Annotated in this window: 28 protein-coding genes; 25 read left to right on the top strand and 3 right to left on the bottom strand. The window is 63.1% G+C overall.

Going from position 1 to position 17,694, the window contains the following annotated elements; genetic code table 11:
• The first annotated feature begins 113 nt into the window (after nucleotides 1-113).
• Both ACZ60G_RS03990 and ACZ60G_RS03985 read left to right on the top strand, forming a co-directional pair.
• Nucleotides 114-845, top strand: coding sequence for a helix-turn-helix domain-containing protein (locus tag ACZ60G_RS03990; protein ID WP_465807086.1), 732 nt, complete (start codon nucleotides 114-116; stop codon nucleotides 843-845).
• A 361-nt stretch (nucleotides 846-1,206) separates the two neighbouring features.
• Nucleotides 1,207-2,241 carry a pentapeptide repeat-containing protein gene (locus ACZ60G_RS03985; RefSeq protein WP_465807084.1) on the top strand — a complete coding sequence of 345 codons (1,035 nt, stop codon included), beginning with the start codon at nucleotides 1,207-1,209 and terminating at the stop codon, nucleotides 2,239-2,241.
• A gap of 244 nt (nucleotides 2,242-2,485) precedes the next feature.
• Here ACZ60G_RS03985 and ACZ60G_RS03980 read toward each other — a convergent pair whose 3' ends face one another.
• Nucleotides 2,486-2,692, bottom strand: a complete 207-nt coding sequence (locus ACZ60G_RS03980) for a DUF397 domain-containing protein (protein ID WP_465807082.1) — start codon at nucleotides 2,690-2,692, stop codon at nucleotides 2,486-2,488.
• A complete protein-coding gene (locus tag ACZ60G_RS03975) occupies nucleotides 2,689-3,570 on the bottom strand; it encodes a helix-turn-helix domain-containing protein (protein ID WP_465807080.1) in 882 nt (293 codons plus the stop codon). Before ACZ60G_RS03975 ends, ACZ60G_RS03980 begins: the two co-directional genes overlap by 4 nt.
• Nucleotides 3,571-3,988: 418 nt before the next feature.
• Between ACZ60G_RS03975 and ACZ60G_RS03970 the strand changes: the two genes are divergently transcribed.
• The 5 genes from ACZ60G_RS03970 (at nucleotide 3,989) to ACZ60G_RS03950 (ending at nucleotide 6,473) form a co-directional block, all read left to right on the top strand.
• Nucleotides 3,989-4,474, top strand: coding sequence for a DNA-directed RNA polymerase subunit beta (locus ACZ60G_RS03970; RefSeq protein ID WP_465807078.1), 486 nt, complete (start codon nucleotides 3,989-3,991; stop codon nucleotides 4,472-4,474).
• 592 nt (nucleotides 4,475-5,066) lie between these two features.
• On the top strand, nucleotides 5,067-5,321 hold the full coding sequence (locus ACZ60G_RS03965; protein ID WP_465807076.1) for a hypothetical protein: 255 nt from the start codon (nucleotides 5,067-5,069) through the stop codon (nucleotides 5,319-5,321).
• On the top strand, nucleotides 5,318-5,554 hold the full coding sequence (locus ACZ60G_RS03960; protein WP_465807074.1) for a hypothetical protein: 237 nt from the start codon (nucleotides 5,318-5,320) through the stop codon (nucleotides 5,552-5,554). Before ACZ60G_RS03965 ends, ACZ60G_RS03960 begins: the two co-directional genes overlap by 4 nt.
• A gap of 47 nt (nucleotides 5,555-5,601) precedes the next feature.
• Nucleotides 5,602-6,015: a hypothetical protein gene (locus ACZ60G_RS03955; protein ID WP_465807073.1), complete on the top strand. Its 414-nt coding sequence runs from the start codon at nucleotides 5,602-5,604 to the stop codon at nucleotides 6,013-6,015.
• On the top strand, nucleotides 6,012-6,473 hold the full coding sequence (locus ACZ60G_RS03950) for a hypothetical protein (protein WP_465807071.1): 462 nt from the start codon (nucleotides 6,012-6,014) through the stop codon (nucleotides 6,471-6,473). The genes ACZ60G_RS03955 and ACZ60G_RS03950 overlap by 4 nt, the downstream gene beginning before the upstream one ends.
• A gap of 524 nt (nucleotides 6,474-6,997) precedes the next feature.
• Here ACZ60G_RS03950 and ACZ60G_RS03945 read toward each other — a convergent pair.
• Nucleotides 6,998-7,408 (bottom strand): hypothetical protein, encoded by a 411-nt coding sequence (locus tag ACZ60G_RS03945; RefSeq protein ID WP_465807069.1) that lies wholly within the window; start codon nucleotides 7,406-7,408, stop codon nucleotides 6,998-7,000.
• A 207-nt stretch (nucleotides 7,409-7,615) separates the two neighbouring features.
• Between ACZ60G_RS03945 and ACZ60G_RS03940 the strand changes: the two genes are divergently transcribed.
• From ACZ60G_RS03940 to ACZ60G_RS03855, 18 genes are all read left to right on the top strand, one after another.
• On the top strand, nucleotides 7,616-7,828 hold the full coding sequence (locus ACZ60G_RS03940) for a hypothetical protein (RefSeq protein WP_465807067.1): 213 nt from the start codon (nucleotides 7,616-7,618) through the stop codon (nucleotides 7,826-7,828).
• Between the two features lie 121 nt (nucleotides 7,829-7,949).
• Complete coding sequence (locus ACZ60G_RS03935; RefSeq protein ID WP_465807066.1) at nucleotides 7,950-8,360, top strand: hypothetical protein; 411 nt, start codon at nucleotides 7,950-7,952, stop codon at nucleotides 8,358-8,360.
• Nucleotides 8,361-8,690: 330 nt separating this feature from the next.
• Complete coding sequence (locus tag ACZ60G_RS03930) at nucleotides 8,691-9,749, top strand: lipase family protein (RefSeq protein ID WP_465807064.1); 1,059 nt, start codon at nucleotides 8,691-8,693, stop codon at nucleotides 9,747-9,749.
• Complete coding sequence (locus ACZ60G_RS03925; protein ID WP_465807062.1) at nucleotides 9,746-10,117, top strand: hypothetical protein; 372 nt, start codon at nucleotides 9,746-9,748, stop codon at nucleotides 10,115-10,117. Before ACZ60G_RS03930 ends, ACZ60G_RS03925 begins: the two co-directional genes overlap by 4 nt.
• Entirely contained in the window at nucleotides 10,114-10,479 is a 366-nt protein-coding gene (locus tag ACZ60G_RS03920) for a hypothetical protein (protein ID WP_465807061.1), read from the top strand. The genes ACZ60G_RS03925 and ACZ60G_RS03920 overlap by 4 nt, the downstream gene beginning before the upstream one ends.
• Nucleotides 10,480-10,526: 47 nt before the next feature.
• Entirely contained in the window at nucleotides 10,527-11,747 is a 1,221-nt protein-coding gene (locus tag ACZ60G_RS03915) for an RNA ligase family protein (RefSeq protein WP_465807060.1), read from the top strand.
• Complete coding sequence (locus ACZ60G_RS03910; RefSeq protein WP_465807058.1) at nucleotides 11,747-11,980, top strand: hypothetical protein; 234 nt, start codon at nucleotides 11,747-11,749, stop codon at nucleotides 11,978-11,980. The genes ACZ60G_RS03915 and ACZ60G_RS03910 overlap by 1 nt, the downstream gene beginning before the upstream one ends.
• On the top strand, nucleotides 11,970-12,464 hold the full coding sequence (locus ACZ60G_RS03905; protein WP_465807056.1) for a hypothetical protein: 495 nt from the start codon (nucleotides 11,970-11,972) through the stop codon (nucleotides 12,462-12,464). The genes ACZ60G_RS03910 and ACZ60G_RS03905 overlap by 11 nt, the downstream gene beginning before the upstream one ends.
• Nucleotides 12,461-12,880 carry a hypothetical protein gene (locus ACZ60G_RS03900; protein ID WP_465807054.1) on the top strand — a complete coding sequence of 140 codons (420 nt, stop codon included), beginning with the start codon at nucleotides 12,461-12,463 and terminating at the stop codon, nucleotides 12,878-12,880. Before ACZ60G_RS03905 ends, ACZ60G_RS03900 begins: the two co-directional genes overlap by 4 nt.
• Before the next feature lie 17 nt (nucleotides 12,881-12,897).
• Nucleotides 12,898-13,329 (top strand): WhiB family transcriptional regulator, encoded by a 432-nt coding sequence (locus ACZ60G_RS03895; RefSeq protein WP_465807053.1) that lies wholly within the window; start codon nucleotides 12,898-12,900, stop codon nucleotides 13,327-13,329.
• Nucleotides 13,326-14,090, top strand: coding sequence for a hypothetical protein (locus tag ACZ60G_RS03890; protein WP_465807051.1), 765 nt, complete (start codon nucleotides 13,326-13,328; stop codon nucleotides 14,088-14,090). Before ACZ60G_RS03895 ends, ACZ60G_RS03890 begins: the two co-directional genes overlap by 4 nt.
• Complete coding sequence (locus tag ACZ60G_RS03885) at nucleotides 14,091-14,492, top strand: hypothetical protein (RefSeq protein ID WP_465807049.1); 402 nt, start codon at nucleotides 14,091-14,093, stop codon at nucleotides 14,490-14,492.
• Entirely contained in the window at nucleotides 14,489-14,644 is a 156-nt protein-coding gene (locus ACZ60G_RS03880; RefSeq protein WP_465807047.1) for a hypothetical protein, read from the top strand. The genes ACZ60G_RS03885 and ACZ60G_RS03880 overlap by 4 nt, the downstream gene beginning before the upstream one ends.
• A 215-nt stretch (nucleotides 14,645-14,859) precedes the next feature.
• Nucleotides 14,860-15,351 carry a hypothetical protein gene (locus ACZ60G_RS03875; protein WP_465807045.1) on the top strand — a complete coding sequence of 164 codons (492 nt, stop codon included), beginning with the start codon at nucleotides 14,860-14,862 and terminating at the stop codon, nucleotides 15,349-15,351.
• Between the two features lie 66 nt (nucleotides 15,352-15,417).
• Complete coding sequence (locus ACZ60G_RS03870; protein ID WP_465807043.1) at nucleotides 15,418-15,831, top strand: hypothetical protein; 414 nt, start codon at nucleotides 15,418-15,420, stop codon at nucleotides 15,829-15,831.
• A gap of 5 nt (nucleotides 15,832-15,836) precedes the next feature.
• The gene (locus ACZ60G_RS03865) at nucleotides 15,837-16,226 is read left to right on the top strand and encodes a hypothetical protein (protein ID WP_465807042.1); all 390 of its coding nucleotides are present in this window, start codon (nucleotides 15,837-15,839) and stop codon (nucleotides 16,224-16,226) included.
• Nucleotides 16,227-16,231: 5 nt separating this feature from the next.
• On the top strand, nucleotides 16,232-16,594 hold the full coding sequence (locus ACZ60G_RS03860; protein ID WP_465807041.1) for a hypothetical protein: 363 nt from the start codon (nucleotides 16,232-16,234) through the stop codon (nucleotides 16,592-16,594).
• Between the two features lie 4 nt (nucleotides 16,595-16,598).
• Nucleotides 16,599-17,690: a DNA polymerase III subunit beta gene (locus ACZ60G_RS03855; RefSeq protein WP_465807614.1), complete on the top strand. Its 1,092-nt coding sequence runs from the start codon at nucleotides 16,599-16,601 to the stop codon at nucleotides 17,688-17,690.
• Nucleotides 17,691-17,694 lie beyond the last annotated feature (4 nt).

The following is a 17,694-nucleotide window of genomic DNA, read 5'->3' as shown; positions in this document are numbered from 1 at the left end:
TGACACAGGCTGGCTTACATGTTCTAACCGAGAAAAATGGAACACGTTACCCACCGGCGAGGGCGATAAACTTCGAACAGTTGTTCGACGATGAGGAGTGGTAGGCAGTTACTGTGGATGTTCAGGGACTAGGGCTATGCCGGTACCTCCGTGAGCGGAGGATGGGTGAAGGGTTGACCCGCGAAGATCTGGCAAAGAAAGCGGGCATCTCGGTGAGCCTCATCAAAACCATCGAGGCGGGAAAGTTCCCGAGCTACGACGTGATGCCGAGCCTCTTCGAGGCGTTGAGAGTGCCCCCCGTGTACTGGGATCACATCGTTGACCTCACGATGCCCAGATTCATTCAGCGGTTCGTCGGGACCTTGCCGACCGTCCCGTTTCCGCTCGATCTAGTTGACCTCCACAGCCACAAGTACCCTGCTGCGCTCTTATCCCAACCCGACCAGGAGTTATACGCGGTCACAGCTGAGTACGAAGAAGCTTTTCCCGGCCTGAAAGCGGGGATGAACGGGCTTGAATGGATGTGGACGGACCCGAGGGCCGCGATGGTGATGCCGGACCTCGTCGCGAACCGGCATTTGTCGACGTTCGCGCTCAGGACGATGGGCGCGGGGATCGTCGACGACTTCGTGCTGAATCGGATCTACCAACGGTGTCGCACCAACCCGGACTTCGAGAAGACTTGGAACACCGAAGTGAAGCCAGAGGACTTCTACCGGGAGACGCTGACGCTTCGCGACTATAAAACCGGCCGTGAGCGAGAGATGATTTTCAAGACGGAGAGACCTGAGATACCGCTTCGCCGTTGGTACATGTGGCGGCTAGTGCCGATTCCCGGGCGCTAGCCGTCTAGCTGATTGGCGGTAGCCTTCACGGGCCTCGAACAGGGCTACTAACTAGTGCCTCATCCATACAGGGTGTGTCGGTAATCGGGTGTCGGGTTTGTTCAGCGGCAGCTGGTCCCGCTGATCAGCCGGTTGATGCATGGTTACTTGATGCGGCAACGCAAAGGTCCCAAGAGACCTCGACTGTCACCGGCATGATGACGGCATGAGTTCCGCCTCCGGCTCCCCGGTTCCGCGCCGCCCGCGGACCGCTCAGGTTCTCGGTCTTCGCCGCAGTCTGGCTGGGCGATCAGTGCCTGGTCTTCGTGCGACGCCAGCACCCCAGCGATTGTGGAGGCGGCTAGCGCGACGCGTAGGTGGAGTGTTTCTGTGGGACGGCTGGCCCAAGGTCGCCTCAGTGGCCACCGCTGCAGTGGCTGTGGCGGCGCTGTGGTTTACCGGCCAATCCTTGCACGCAACCCAAAATCAGTACGGCCTTTCCGAGCAAGGGCAGATCACCGATCGGTTCGGCAAAGCGATCGAGCACCTCGGCTCCGACAAGACCGACGTTCGGTTAGGCGGCATCTATGCCTTGGAGCGGCTTGCCCGCGACTCCTCGGCGGATCATCCCACCGTGTTCGAGGTCCTTGGTTCCTACATCCGTACGCACGCTCCCGTGGGCCCTCCGTGCTCGCAACCGAATGTGCCCGACGCAAAAGCGATCGCGGTAGATGTCCAGGCTGCTGTCACTGTGATCGGTCGCCGTGACAGCAGCCACGACGGCCCCAATTGGATCGACCTTTCGAACTCCTGCCTTGTCGGCGCGAACCTGAGCGACGCGGACCTGACCCACGCGAACCTGATGTCTGCGAAACTGATGTCTGCGAAACTGCTCGGCGCATACCTGCGCACTGCGAACCTGAGCGGCGCGGACCTGAGCGGCGCGCAGCTGAGCGGCACGGACCTGATGTTTGCGGACCTGAGCGGCGCGCGTCTGAGCGGCGCGTTCCTGAGCGGCGCGTTCCTGGGCGGCGCAAGCGCAACATACCTGTGGGCAGCAGAGCTGAGCGGCGCGGGCCTGATCGACGCGGACCTGAGCGGCGCGGACCTGAGCGAGGCACAGCTGGTCATTGCGGACCTGAGCGGCGCGGACCTGAGCGGCGCGGACCTGGCCAACGCGAACCTGAGCGGCGCACATCTGGGCGGCGCAAACCTGAGCGGCGCGAACCTGACCAACGCGAACCTGAGCGGCGCGGACCATACCGGCCCGAATATGCCCGGACCTGACCTGACCGGCGCGGACCTAAGCGGTGCACGGCTGGGCCGCGCGAACCTCACCGGCGCGAACCTGACCGGCGTTCGCTACAACGACGACACGAAGTGGCCGGATGGCTTCACGCCGCCGCCAAGCCGTTAGCCATTTCCTCCCGCGAAACCCCGCGCGGGGCCGCAGTGGCTCCGCTCGTGCCGCGTCAAGTAACCGTGCCATCAACCGGCTGATCCAGCGGGACCGGCTGCCGCTGAACAAACCCGACACCCGATTACCGACACACCCTATCCGGATGAGCAACTAGACAGTCGAAACCCCTTGCGGCGCAAAAGAACTGCCCCGTTCCGCGACCAGCGGAACGGGGCAGTTTTCGGTTGGTGCTTGTGCGGCTCTACGGCCGATCGAACTCGCCATCGTTCACGCCGGCGGTGAAAGCATCCCACTCGGCCGGGGTGAACACGAGCGCGGGGCCGGTCGGGTTCTTGGAGTCGCGAACGCCGACCCTGCCGTTGTCAAGGTGGGCGACTTCCACACAATCCGCCTTGTCACCACTGCGGCGGCTCTTGAACCACTTCGCACCGGACAAATCGCTGGTCACTCGGCGTACTCCTTCGCTACCTGCCGCAGCAGGCTCCTACTTGCTGTTTCGTCCAACGAAGCCTGTTGGAGAACCTGATGCACTCGATCGTACCGCTGAACGTTATCCGGTTTTTCCAGGTACATGCACCCGATGAACGTCTCCAGGTAGACCACTGGCGGCCACACCGGTTCGCCCTTGGTGTCCTCGCCGAACTCGAGGATCGCGAACTGTCCGACAGGATCGCCAACCGGCGCGCCCGATGAGAAAGGGAGCACCCGGATTGACACGTTGGGAAGCTTGCCGATCTCGGCCAGATGCCGGAGTTGCGCGGCCATCGCTTCCGGGCCGCCGACGTTGCTCCGCAAGGCCGCCTCGTGCAGAACGACGTCGAGGCTGACAGCTTGGCGCTTTCTCGTGACAATGGCTTGGCGTTTCAGCCGGAGTTCCAGGCGTCGAGTGTGCTCGTCCTCGCCTGCGGATGGGTTTACCGCCTGGATGAGGGCGCGCGCGTAGTCGGGTGTCTGTAGCAACCCCGGCACCAACGCTGGCTGGTACATCGTCAGCTTGTGTGCGGCGGCTTCGAAACCAACGTACACATCGAAGTTGGCTGGGATGAGATCGCCGTATACGTGCCACCAACTCTTTTCGGCAGCTTGGCGCAGCAGGCCGACCATAGCCGTGGTGGTGTCTTCCGGCATCTCCAAGACCTCGCATAACGCTTGGAGGTCGCGAACCTTCAATCGGGTCGGCTCGCCCTTCTCCAGTCGTTGCAGCACCGATGAACTGATATCGGCCAACTGCGCTACCGACTCTTGCGACATGCTCAGGGCCGATCGCGCATCGTGCAAGTACTTGCCGAGTTGTCGCCGCGGCAGTGTTGAACCGCTGTCCACCATCGTGTCTCTCTTCTCTGCTCGTCGCCCGTACTGGGTGATGGGTGACACCTGACTGGGCGATGCGTTGCACCTCACCGGGGAACGCTCTGCGCCTTTGGGTGAGTTGTGAGTGGGTAACCCAGTTCAGGGTACGCCTCACGGGTTCCAGTGTTGTGCTTATTGAGCGCCCGGAGAGGCAACCGTCCTTACTTCCCCATCTTGGACCGTTTTTCCAGGAGCACCGGGCGCACCTTAGCCGTCGCACGGAGGGGTTACGCGTTGAACTCAGAACTACCGCACCGCCCGCAATTCGTTGGCCCGCCCATCCCGTACCCGGTTGACCGCCGTCCCGATGTGCTTGAGCGCTTGAACGACGGCCTACGCGAATTGCCATCCGAGCAAACCCACACCGAACAAACCGACACAGAGGTCTAAACCGATGGACCACACACCTTTTGGCGATACACCGTCGTCGCGCTGCCACTTCTACAGGCGGGTGTGTGATCTGCCCGCGAACGTCGACCCGCCGCAGCTCGGGCGCATCGTGATGAAGGTCGACCACGTATGGGCGCTGACCATGCCCGCCCAACTCGGGCAGTCGGTGAAAATCCAAATGCAGCAACGTGGTTCAGACCTCGGCCCGGTGTCGTCCCATCCGCGCGAGAACCGGTGGACATTCCTTATCAGGCCGGACATCCCCGATGACGATCGTCTGTTCGCCGAGATGTTCCGCCTCGATGTCCAGGTCGTACGAACAGGCGGTACCGTCGCGTTGCCATCGCCAGCCGACCAGGGCACACGGTTCCGACGCTGGATCGAACCGCCGCGCTGCACGTTCCGGCCGTCCGGGCTTGTGGTGGTCGATGCGATCCGGGCGTGCTCGGGTCTGTATCGCCCGGTGAAACGGTGGGCTGCTCATGTCTGAATGTGAGTGCGAGCCGTGGATCAAGTTGTCGATGTGCGGGATCGGGACATTCGACCCTAAAACCAGCGAGCTGCGGTCGGTCAGGTGTCCGGATCGGTTGTGCTCGGGCTTGGTTCCCATCGTTGATGGTCGGATCGCCGACCATGACGGCATTCTGCTCTCGTCCGCGCGGTGTCCGTGGATCGGCGTGCGGGTTGTGGACGACACCCCCGACTTGATGCCCGATTTCTACACGCGCATATCAATTCCAGCGCAGCAGTCATGAACGCAAACCCTCTGCCCGCCAAAGCGATTGGCGTTCTCTCGCTCGATGTGAGCGGCCCGCACCTGTTGCGGGATGAGCGAGTCATCACCGAGTTGGCACAGCGACGCGGCTACACCCTCACCGGGCTAGTGACTCTCGGCGACGACACATTCATGCCGACCACACTGATTGTGGGGACAGCACGCAGCAAAGGAGCTGTCGCGGTCATCGCGCCCAGCATGGCCCACTTCTACAGCCGAGTGCGGGCTATCGCTGTGGCGTGTGACTTGGTCACGCCTCACAGATTCGTGGCCTGCACGAGCCCCGACCGAGCGCGGGAACCTCGTCATGAATGAGGTTGAGCGGCAACGTGGGTCGGAAATAGCCCCAGTCGTGCGGGCATTACTCAACGCGTTTCACGAGGAAACCCATTTCAAGCTCGACCTAGCTCCCGTCGACAGTGCTCCGCTCTACCAGCGCGCGGACGGCTCGGTGATGCCGGTTGACGAGGACGGCTGGGTCTCCGACTCGGATGCCGAGCTGGATAAAGACGACGCAATCACGATTCAGCCGACCAGTGTTCGCGACATCGAGGAACCATGAGCTTGCAAATCCCTGTGCAACGCGACCTTTCACCGCTACCCCACGATCCGGACGTTCATCTGAGCGTTTTCCTGCACGGCCTTCGACTCGACTACGCCTGCTGTACGACGGCGGCGTTGATTTTCATGCAGGAGCACCAAGCGCAGCACTACGTCGATGCCGTCACGGTCGACCTTGGCGATACCAGCGGACTGCCACGACTTCCTAGCGAACGTCTGTACCTCGAACCGTGATCAACCCAAAATAGTAAATATCGGAACACACCAAAGGGGGAAATCCCGTGCACTACAACATTTCTCGACTCAACCGCGCTGTCGCTGTCGCGGCTGCAGCTGCGGCGCTCACCGCCTTCGCTGCCACCACGGCCTCTGCCGATGCAGCGAAACAAGACGGTCCGGTCAGCCTCACGGTGATCGGCACCGGTTTGGTTGTCGGCAAAGTCGTCACCACCTACGCCAGCCCCGGCGGCGAGGGCCAGGTGCAGGCGTACTACATCGTCGTCGGGCCAGACGGTCAGGCCAAAAGGTTCAATAGTGAGGTGACGCAGCCCGGCGCGAAAAGCAGCGGCGTCTACCGGGACAGCTACGGGCCGACCGGAGGATTCTCGGATGGCACGCGGATCTGCGCTGGGTGGTGGGACCCTACCGGCCGGGTCTCGATCTCCGGTTACCCGTGTGTGACAATCCATAAATGACCCTCCGCGATCAAGGCTGGGAGCCGGTCACGCCGGTCGGCTCCCACGGCGAATACAGCTGGCAAGTCTGGTGCGACGCACGGCGACCCCCAGAAGCCGACCTCATGGGCTGGCCGGAGGATGGTGATTTTTTGATGACCTTCATCGAGGTCACCAACGGTGCGGGCCAACTGCACTCCGGTGGCATCGGCGGAATGCGCGAGCCCGGCGAGCAACTGAGGTATTGCACCGGTCGGCGCGACGGGTTCCCGGAGACCGTTACCGTCCGGGTAGCCGAGGACCGGCCCGGCATCGCGATCGAGACGACACGGCGATTAATCGAGGTCGATGCCACCGAGCTCGGCGAACCACACCACGGGATGCGGTTTTTCGCGATGCCGCTCGAAGACGGGGAAGACCTCGTCGCCGTCTCTAGTGGGGATATCCGGCGCGAACATGTCGCACTGACGGCCCTCTGAAAACACCCCGAAAGTCGGCGGCAATGTCAGTAGCTGGCACATGGTTGCCGCATGTCTGACGGCGCTACGAGCCGGTTCGTGGGCAACGCGTCCACCCACGTGTTGCCCACGCAGTCCCCCACGTGTTGCCCACGCAGTCCCCATGTGTTGCCCACAAGAGCCCCTTACGCACCCCATATGGGGCAGTTAATGTTGCCGCATGGCAACCAGATCGAATCCGGCGCAAAGCAAGCAGGACATCAAGCGACCGATCGTTGGGCCTCCGCTGATTCCCCCAGGCCGAACCTGGCGCAGGCTAAGCGGCGATGCCAAACGGCCGGTCAGCAAACCTCCAGAAGTTGTTATCAGTCTGCCTATCGTGCAGTGGCGCAAACTTCGGTCGTATGTCGGTCCGGGAGTTCGCCGCCGGGCTCCCGTTGCGTGACGACGGCGGCCATTGGTCGGCCTCTTATATCTCCCCGAGTTCGAGACCGGCACCCCAGACGCTGTCTGGGACGGCTCTTTTTGTGTCTACGGCCGGGTGCTTAGCGGCCGTGGCTGCGGGCGGACTCGATATGCTGCTGCATCCGGCGCTGTGCCTCTTGCATGATCTCCGCGTCAGAGTAGGCGCTCAGCGATGTCCGACGCTCGGGTACGGGCTCGTCCATCTCTTCGGGCGTGACGATGCCCGCCGCGATCAGCGCCTCTTTCATTGTGTGCCCTGTGGCATCTACGAGTTGGCGAAGCCCCGGCGGCGCAGCGGGTTTCGTTGCGCCGCGTTTCCATGAACTGATGGTTGAGGCGGACACGCCGGTCACTCGCGCGAGCGCCGCAGCGTCCTGGAACCCAGGCTGTTCCAAAATGGACTCGATAAATTCGGCCCAATCGCCAGGCCGCGGGGCAGTCGTCTTGGACGCTGCTGCCGCCGCATCTTCCGTTCCTGTGCCCTTGGTCATGGGTCCAACAGTAACTGGCTCATATCCTGCGATGCAACGAAACGTAGCGATGCGACGCACAGAGAATACATAACACTACCGCCGATGTCGCGTTCGCCGCAGGGTAACCGGGGCCACATTTTCTGCTACCGATCTCCTTGCAATTCGAGCCGTCGCATCGTTACGATCTGTCGCATAGGACACATCAACGAACTTTAGGACGTGCCGATGCCCTCTAGTCCTCCCACTGAGCGTCAGCCCGCGCTCGCCTCCGCGAAAACCATTGCTGAACAGGATCAACAGTGGGTCGACATCATGAAGGCCCACATGGACAAGTCTGTCGAGGCATGGCAAGAGGCTGTGCTCACCGCCTCCCGCAGCGCCGCGCTACTCGCCACACTCGAGTCGAACAAGATCACCCCCGAGGCGATCGCTCGCTAATGGCGGGTATCGCCTAAACGAAGGTCCGCGAGCCTAAACCGGCTGCACAATCTCCGGCGCGTCGCGTAATCGACACGCGCACACCCCCCTTAACCAAACCTTTCCGAGAGGTGTATTCGCCATGCCCGAAAAGTCTGTCGCACCAGAAGGTTTCCCCGAACCAGTCGAGATTGTCAGGGAGGCAAGGCATCTCGCCGCCGACCGGCCCGATTTCATCTACCCCGTGCGCGACGGGGGATGCGTGTACGTCGAGCGCAACAAAGCTGGCGAACTCGTCGGCTCGTGCCTGCTCGGTCAGGCGATGGTCAATCTCGGTGTCCCCTTCGATCGGCTCGCCGAAGCCGACGCCGCAGACGACTCCGATATCTACAAGGCACTGACCAGCGTCCTCGGCTACACGATCAGCGACGACATGCAGGAAAACCCCACCGTCGCATGGCTGTACGAGGCGCAGCGCTTTCAGGACGGCGGCGAAACATGGCGTGACGCCGTCGAGTCGGCCGACAAAGAGTACGGGCGAGTCGATGAGTGACGACGCCTTGGCCCGGTACAGCGAGCAGGCCGCCTTGTACGGCTCCCAGATCCACGCCTACCTCGAGCAGTGCACCGAAAAGCCCACTCTCGCAGACCGTGTCGAGTACTGGCGTCAACGCCTGTATTGCCTGGCCGGACGCCATCACCCTTTCGACTGGTTCGAAGGCGACTTTCCTTGCCTGTTTTGCGGCGCGACGACCGAATCGGCACGGCCTGCGCGACCGCCTCGCGGGCGTGACGACCGGAATCGCCTTGGCCACAGCCATATACCTACCCCTCATTCTCTGGCGCTGACGCGACCAGTAACCCCGATAGAAAACGGATTCACATGAGCATCAAAAAGCACGTCGCCGCGCCGCTCGGGCTGGCCGTCGCATTCGCCGGCGGCTACGGCGTCACCGCGGACGCCCCGATCGCGAAAGCCGATGGTCCCGACTGCCGCCCGTTCGTCCTGGGCATCGGCGGCTCGCAGGAGCGGGCCATGGAGCGCGAAGGCGGCACCACGGTCATCATGCGTCACCTCGAAGTCGCCGCCGCGCAAGGCAACCGCACTGAAAGCCTCGACTACGAATCGAGCGTGTGGCCCGAAGGTCCATACACGCTGGACGCGTCGGTCGCGGACGGCGAAGCTCGGGCATCGGCCGAGATCGCGAAGTACCGCAGCGAATGCCCTGACGGCACAGTCACGATGATCGGGCATTCGCTCGGCGCGGAAGTCGCGGGCAACGTCTCCGACCAGGCCGACCATGTTGTGCTGTACGGAGATCCGCGAGCCAACGGCGGTGTGCTATCCGCGATCCCGGGCATCTATCCCGGCACCTCGGCTCCCGGCCCGCGCGTGCTCGGTCCCAACACCGTCTCCGTCGTTCACGAGTACGACGTGATCGGCACTTCGCCCGCACCGTGGTCCGATCCGGTCCGCTTCGGCTTGGATGTACAGGGCTACCTGACTGGCTGGCACTATTACGCGCCGGGTGAAGCTGACGGCCTCGCCGAGGGGCAGCAGTACTTTGTGCCCGAGCCGAGCCCGAACCCGAACATCCCGCAGAATTCGCCGACCGGGATTCCGGCCGCACCTATCGCGCCGCTGCCGCCTGTCATCGCTGGCCCGCTGCCGTCCGCGCAGGACATTCAGCCGTTGATCCAGGCATTGGAGTCCGGCCAGGTAGCACCGCTGCAGGCAGCCGCCGCGCCGCTCGTCCAAGACGCGGCGCGGCCCTTCACGGTTGCCCCGGGTCGTCTGCAGGCGATCCCCGCACCGATGCCCGCACCGGATCTGGCAACCCAGGTTGCCGCCGCGGTCGAGTCCGGCATCCAGAACGCCGGCATCCAGTTCGCGCAGGCAGTCAACGCCCTCGCCGATCAGGTGGGGGTGGAACACCCGTGACCACCGAGACAGCAACGTTCACAGCGGCTGACGTGATCGCCAAGATTCGCGAAATCGCCGCCGCGTCACCAGATTTCATCTACCCGAACACGCTGTGCCACAACATCGAGTTGGACGACAACGGCCAATGGGTTGGTTCGTGCATCGTCGGCAAAGCCGTTGTCGACCTGGGCATTTCGACTGAAGCCATCCTCGAGAAAGATATGAAGTCGAGGGGCGCGTACGGCCTCCTTGAGGGATTCAACATCGAGGGTGCGCAATCCGATTGCCGCTGGATTCACAACGTCCAGGCCGCGCAGGACAACCGGGCACCATGGGGCGCGGCAGTCGCCTGGGCCGACGAGAAGGTATTGGCGGTGACGGCATGAGCTACACATTCACCTCGGCCGATGTCGTCGCGAAAGTGCGCGAACTCGCCGCCGAGTCACCAGATTACGTCTACCCGTTCGCCGACAGTGGGCGGTGCGCCAACGTCGAGAGGGACGATGCAGGCGAGTGGGTCGGTTCGTGCATCGTCGGCAAAGCGGTTGTCGCGGTGGGAGTCTCGGCCGCGCTAATAGCAATGCATGCGCGATACAGCCCGGTCGGCGATCTGTTCCTGCGGCTGGAGATTTCCGAGCGTCGCGACGAGACCGACTGGTTGCGCACCGTCCAAGTCTGTCAAGACGATGGCCAGCCTTGGGGCGCCGCCGTGGCACTGGCCGACAAGAATGCGGCGGTGACGGCATGAATCTCAAGCCACCGGCAAACGCGAACTACGCGGCCGTCGTCGTCCGCTTGTCCGCGGTCAATGCCCTCGAAGGCTGCGACAACATCAAAGGCGCGCCCGTGCTCGGATTCCAGGCGATCGTCTCCAACGACCAGAAGCCCGGCGATGTCGGTGTGGTCTTCACTGCGGAGACCCAGCTGAGTGAAGAGTTCGCGCGGCTGAACAACCTGCACCGCGACGACAAGCTCAACGCTGACACCGATGTCGCCGGGTATCTCAGCGACAACCGGCGGGTGAGGGCGTTGAAGTTGCGCGGACACCGCTCCGACGCGCTGTTTCTGCCGCTGACCTCGCTCGGCTACACCGGCGTTGCCCATGACCTCGAGGTGGGCGACACGTTCGACGAACTCAACGGCTACGCGATCTGCCGGAAGTATGAGCTTCCAGTGCAGGAGCAGGCGCGACGGCAGAACCGCAGCTACGCAGCTCAATTCGTCCGCGTCGACGACAAGTTTTTGCCGATGCATTTCGACACCTCGCGTTACCGGGGCAACGAGCGCAAGATCCCGCCGGATGCGCGCGTCGTCGTCACCCAGAAGTTGCACGGCATATCGGTGCGTATCGCCAACACGATCGTCAAGCGCCGGCCGACGTGGCGCGACAAGATCGCCTCGCGTGTACTGAAAGTGCCTGTCGTGCAACAGGGATACGACATGGTGTACGGGTCGCGCAAAGTCATCAAAGACGCCAACAGCCCGTACCAGAACCATGACTTCGAGTCCGACATCTGGACGCAGTACGGCCACCAGCTCGACGGCATTGTCCCGCAAGGGTTCGCGGTGTACGGCGAACTGATCGGGTGGACCTCCGCGGGTGCGCCGCTCCAGAAGAACTACACCTACGACGTCCCCAAAGGCACGGCGCAGCTGTACGTCTACCGCGTCACGCAGGTCAACCCCCAGGGCATCGCTACCGATCTCGCGTGGGGTCAACTCGTCGAGTGGTGCGCCCAACTCGGGGTACGGACAGTGCCAGTGCTAACCGAGATGGCGCACAAGGCTTTTGACCCGTCCGACTGGTTGGACCGCCGGTACTACGACGAAGGCTACGGCCAGGCTGTCCCGCTGTCCGGCTCGAAGAAACTGGTCGACGAAGGCGTCTGCGTGCGCGCGGACGGGCTTACGCCGACGATTCTCAAGGCCAAGTCTCCGCTCTTCCTGCAGTACGAGACCAAGGCACTCGACGACGAGACGGCCGTGGATCTCGAAGCGGTCGGCGGTGCGCTGTGATGACCACCGGCCAGCAGTTGACCTTGATCAACCAGCAAGCGCTGAGGAAGTTTCTCGGCGCCGCAGGGAAGTCGGTCACCTACTGCGAGCCGCAAGGGGAGGGGCGAGAGCAGGGCGTGATCACCGGTGTCGACCACCGATGGGTGTACGTGCGCTATCGCGGTGACAAGCACTCGACTGCGACATGCCCACTCAACCTCACTTTGCCTCGAGGAGACCGCGATGTCCGTTGACAACAACTGGCGTTTCGCGGCGAAATGCTGGGGCAACTCCGCGGATTGGGAACTCGAGAAGCTGGGTCGAGGCGATCGCGACGGCAAGGCCAAGGCGAAGTGTGCGGGCTGCCCGGCGCTGATCGACTGTGGTCGGGTCGCGTACTCCGATCCGACCACGGTCGGCGTTATAGCGGCGGGAATGGCCATCGCGGGCGACTCGCTCACTCCGGACAGCGTGCGCCAGCGGTTGGCCGACCTGCTCGACGTGCCCTTCGTGTCGGCGCGCGACGCCAAGACGCTGCAGATGAAAGAAGCGTTGACGCGCACCGTGTCGTGCACCAACTCTAGTTGCGGGCATCCGACGCTCTCGCAGACCGCGTACCGCAATCACGCTGCGCCCGAAGGCATTCGGCCACGCTACGGCGACGGGCTGTGCAGCGCGTGCTGGGCCAAGCGGATGCGCGAGGCGGCGAAGCACCGCGCATTGGTGGCGACGGCATGACCGATACACCGACCTCCGGCAAGGAATGCGCCCAGTGCCATCGCATGGGTGGACACAAGCTGGGCTGTGGTGAACGGACAGACGGCCAGATCAAACTGCCTGTTTACGTGGTCCCGGCTACGACACGGGCTGCGCCCGACCTGGACCTTAATAACTTCCGCCGCGGACATCTGTTCAACGGCCGCGGTAAATGGAAGTACGACGTGTGGCTGCACTACGGCTCGGCGCCGGACTACGACTACGACAACTTCGACTTGTGGGCCGAAGCCGCCAAGGCGCTGCGCCGCGCAACCGCGATGGGCATGTCTGGCGTCACGCTCACCACGGTTCCCGCCGGGTGGATGCTCGTTGTGCCCGAACCGATGTCGAAGTTCGAGCATCCCATCATGGTCACCGGGCAGGCGGTGACCATGTGATCCGATCCAAACTGCCCATGATGCAGACCTTGACGACCGGACTCACGTGGGACGTGTTCAACACCCTGGTCCAGCCCGCGCCGTTCTTCGCCGACGCACGATGCCGTAGCCAAATCAGCCCCGACGCGTTCTTTGACGAAGCCTCTGAGCGCGGCGCCAAAAGCATCTGCGCTCTATGCCCCGTCCGCAAAGATTGCCTCGACTTCGCGCTCGACAACGACGAACGCGAAGGCGTATGGGGCGGTACATCACCTGCTGAGCGCCGAAAACTGCGCCGCCAACACCCGCCAGTGGCGAATCCCAGTCAACAACGTCGACGGCACGAGCAGGTCGCCGCGATGACCCGCGACGGATTTTCGGCCGCCGAAATCGCGCGACGCCTCGACGTCACTCAACGCCAAGTCGTTCGCGACCGGGCGGCCATCCGTGAACAGAAAGCTCTTACGTGACCATCGTGTGGGAAGAGGCCATACCTGGCCAGACGCTGTTGCGCGAGCTGAACAAAATGTTCCGGCTGGCAGCAGCGGGCGATGAACGCAGCCAGCAGAAAGCGTTAGGCCCCAGCGAGATCGGTCACCCGTGCCCGCGGCGGCTCGCCATGGGAATCATGCAGGAACCGAAAATCAACGTCGACACCGACCCGTTGCCAAGTGTCACGGGGCGGGCGGTGCATACCTGGTTCGAAGACGTGCTTGTGCCGTTCATGAACAACTATGTCGGTCGTGAACGTTGGATTGCGGAGCGGAGAGTATTCGTTCGCGACGGCCAGTCCTTGCCGGGTAAGTGCGATTTGTACGACACTGATACCGATACCGTGATCGACCTGAAAAACCCCGGCGTCACGGCTCTGAACAAATACAAGAAAGCCGATTACCCCGGCGAACAGTACGAAGTCCAGCTTCAAGCCTATGGCCTTGGTTACGCGAACGCCGGGTACGACGTCAAGCGAGTGGCGATATACGCACTCCCTCGCGGCGGATTCCTGTCGGACGCGTGGATATGGGTGCGGCCGTTCAATCCGCAAATCGCGCTGGACGCGATTACGAGAATCGACGAGATCACCGTCCTCGCCTACGACCTCGACGTAGAACATCACCCCGAACGATACAAATTGCTCCCGACCGCTGCGTCATTCTGCGAATGGTGCCCGTGGTTCAGCAAGGAGCCTGTCGACGGCGTGCACTGCTGCGGTGACGCCAACGGAAAGTGAATGACCGACATGAACGAATTTGACTTCGAGAACGCCGATGGCACCGTGCAGCAGGCCAAGATCCTCCGGCCGCCCCTTCACCGGGAAGGCAACTACATCATCGGTGACGGCGGTTTCAGCGTCTATGCCCCACTCGCCAACAACACCTTGACTGCTGTACAGGACAGGCTCGAGGCGGAGCGCATCAATGCGCGCGACGCAGGGAACGGCCTTCGTTTCACGGAGGCCGTGGCCGAGCTGTACGCACACGAGCTGGCCATCGAGGAGAACAAGCGCCGCGACGCTGAGCAGCGCGAGAAGGACGCCGCCCTGGCCAATGTGCTTCATGCCGGCTACCTTCGCGGCGGCTGGCGCAAGGCTGCCGAGGCGGCGCGCAAGCACCTCGCAGAGGAATCGAAGTGACCGAGCCGTCACGAGACCTGAAGATCGCACTATTGGCGCTGCAGCGGCAGGCGCACATCTACGGCGGCACCGTTCCCTACGCCGAGATCCAGAAACGTCGCCAGCGTAATCGTGTAGCCCGCATTTCGCGGCGCAACAATCGCCAGCGCTAAACACTCGAGCTGCGACGCCGGTCGAACTGGACCTTTCGATCGCCGTAGCTATCCCCGAGGTTCGGGGCGTCAAACCCGACAACCTCCAGGGCAAGCGCATTCCATGACGCCGTCTCCTTTCCGGCAGAGATGTTGCTGCGTCCCGAACCTCCCCTAAATCGACGGCAACGCAGCGTTTTCACTGCGGGACAAACAACACGAAGAAAGAGGTCGCAATGACCCAGTGGGAAGACGTCGCCGTTCCGAAAGGCGCTTTCATCGGGTGGGGTAATAAGGGCGGTCAGAAGGTCGTCGCCAAGGTGCTCAACTACGAGGTGGAGGGCGGCGAAGATTTCAACGGCAAGCCCTGCCCGCTGCTCGAGTTGGAGCTGATCGAGGACGCCGATTCCTACAACAAGGACGGCGAGAAGGCGACCTACTCGGCCGGTGAGTTCGCGAATATCACCGCCGGTCAGGTGTCGCTCAAGAAGGCTATTCGCAAAGCCGATCCGTCGCCGGGCGATTTGATCGCGATCGAGTTGACCCACACCGAGAAGACCGCCAGCGGCACCGTCAAGGTTTTCGAAGTCAAGATCGCTCGCGGCGCAGGTGGATCGGCGAAGACCACTGCCGCGCCGACCGATCCGGCTCCCGAAGGCATGACGCAGGCCGAATGGGATGCGCTGCCCGAGCCCACCAAGGCCGCCCTCAAGGCCATGCAGAAGTAAGCCCATCGCCGGCGTCCTAGCCGAAGAGTTGGGACGCCGGGCCGAGCCCGCAGGAGGGCCAACACAATGACCACCATCGAATCACCCAGTTCGACACTGGGTTTCACCCCGCCGGCCTTGTCCGACGTCATCGCGAAAGTGCGCGAGATCGCCGCAGTCAGCCCGGATTTCGTCTACCGGGTCGGCCCGTTCGAATCGGGATGCCTGTACGTCGGAGGCCACTCCGGCGGGTGCATCGTCGGCCGGGCACTGATCGCGCTGGGCGTGCCCAAGGAGTTTTTCACAACCCGGCATGCCGTCTACGGCGTACTCAACCGCCAGTCGATCAATCACGATTTCCCGCAGATGTTCGGCTGGACCAACAGCCGAGAGGTGACCTGGCTCCGGCGAGTCCAGTACCACCAGGACGAAATGGCGCCGTGGGGCACAGCGGTCACATTGGCCGATGAGGCGTTCCCACTGACATCGGTAATGGAGTGAGCGCCATGTCCCTCGATTTCACACCTCCGTCTTTGCCCGATGTCGTCGCGAAGGTTCGCGAGATCGCCGCAGAGAATCCGGACTTCGTGTACACCACAGGTCGCTGGGCCACGTGCGTGTACGTCGATGACGACGGCAGCGGATCGTGCATCGTCGGCCGGGCGTTGGTCGCGCTGGGAGTGCCGGCGGCGTTCTTCACCACCAGGGACGGATTCGGCCTCACCCTCAATACTCGCGCCATCAGTCTGGACATCCCAAAACTGTTCGGCTGGCCCTTGGGCGACATGCTGACGTGGCTGCGCTGCGTCCAGGCGCGACAGGACGGCAGGGTTCCGTGGGGCACGGCCGTAGCGATGGCCGATGAGTCCTACCCACTGACCGCAGCGGCGGTGTGAGCGCGATGTCTCTCGATTTCACACCACCAAGCCTGTCTGCGGTCGTCGCGAAGGTTCGCGAAATCGCCAGCGAAAACGCTGATTTCGTCCACAAGGGTCGGTGCCGGTACGTCATCGATGGCGCAGGAGCGTGCATCGTCGGCCGGGCGTTGGTCGCACTCGGTGTGCCCCCGGAGTTTTTCACCCCCGGACTCAATAGCGACACGATCAACGGCAGGTTTCCGGAGCTGTTCGGCTGGAAGTATGTCGACGAGTTGGTCTGGCTTCGCTACGTGCAAGACCTGCAAGACGGGGAGATTGCATGGGGGCGGGCGGTCAAGGACGCCGACGCTCAATACCCGGCGCCTGCGGCCACGGCTGGGGCGTAGATCGATGCGCCTCACTATTCCGCACGCCGACCTTGCCGCGGCTATCGCGGCTGCAGCGAGCACCGTGCCGGCCAAGCCAGTGCACCCGGTCCTCGGCGGACTGCTGCTCAGCGTGGCCGATTCCCTGTTCGTGCGCGGTTACGACTACAACACCTCGATCAGTGTTCGGACCGAGGCTGAGGTGTTCGAGTCGGGCGAGGCGTTGGTTTCGGGTCGGCTGATGGCGCAGGTCGCGAAGTTGCTGCCCAAACAGCCGGTGACGCTGGCCGTGGGCGACGGCTCGACGATGCTTCAAATCAGCGCGGGCCGAGCATCTTTCGGCCTGCCGCTGATGGCGGCCGACGAATTTCCGACACTGCCGCAGCCCGGCGCGCCTTCCGGCCACGTGAACGGCGCGGAGTTCGCCGCCGCAGTGGAGTACGCGGCAGCCGCGGCGTTAAAAGACGACGGCAACGATGTGCGTCAGCAACTGACTGGGGTCGTGCTGCACGTCGATCCGGACAGCGACGGCATGCAGATCGTCGCCACCGATGGCTACCGCGTGCACTGGGACGCGGTCGACTGGACCGGCAACGACGGAACGGCGCTGGTACCGGCCAAGCCTTTGGCGTCTATCGCTTCGGTCCTCTCATCGCCCGAGGCGATCGGCTTACATCTCGGCAAGACGTTTGCCGTTGTCGCGCCGGGGCTCGAGCGCACGATACCCACGATCGCCTCCGAGCCCGCACCGTGGCGCAAGCCTTTCGGTGCGACACCGGTCGGCACCGCGACCGCGAATGCGGCCGAGCTCGTTGCCGCACTCAAGCGGGCTGGCGCGATGTCGGATCACCACTTGGTGAAGCTGACGCCGACCGACACGGACACGGTGCGGATTACCGCGGGTGAAGCCGAAGGCGTGTCTATCGAGCACGTCGACGTCGAGATGGCCGGTGACCCACCGGAACTGACCGTCAACGCCGCCTATCTGGCTGAGGCTATCGCCGGCGTTGGGCGGACGCAGATCCAGATCACTTTGACATTCACCGGGGCGACGCGACCGATCCTCGGAAACCTTGACGGCGCAAGGAAATTCGCTGTCATGCCTATCAGGAGCTGAAACC

The organism is Nocardia sp. NPDC102475 (assembly GCF_055584605.1).
This window is presented reverse-complemented; position numbering and strand designations above follow the sequence as displayed.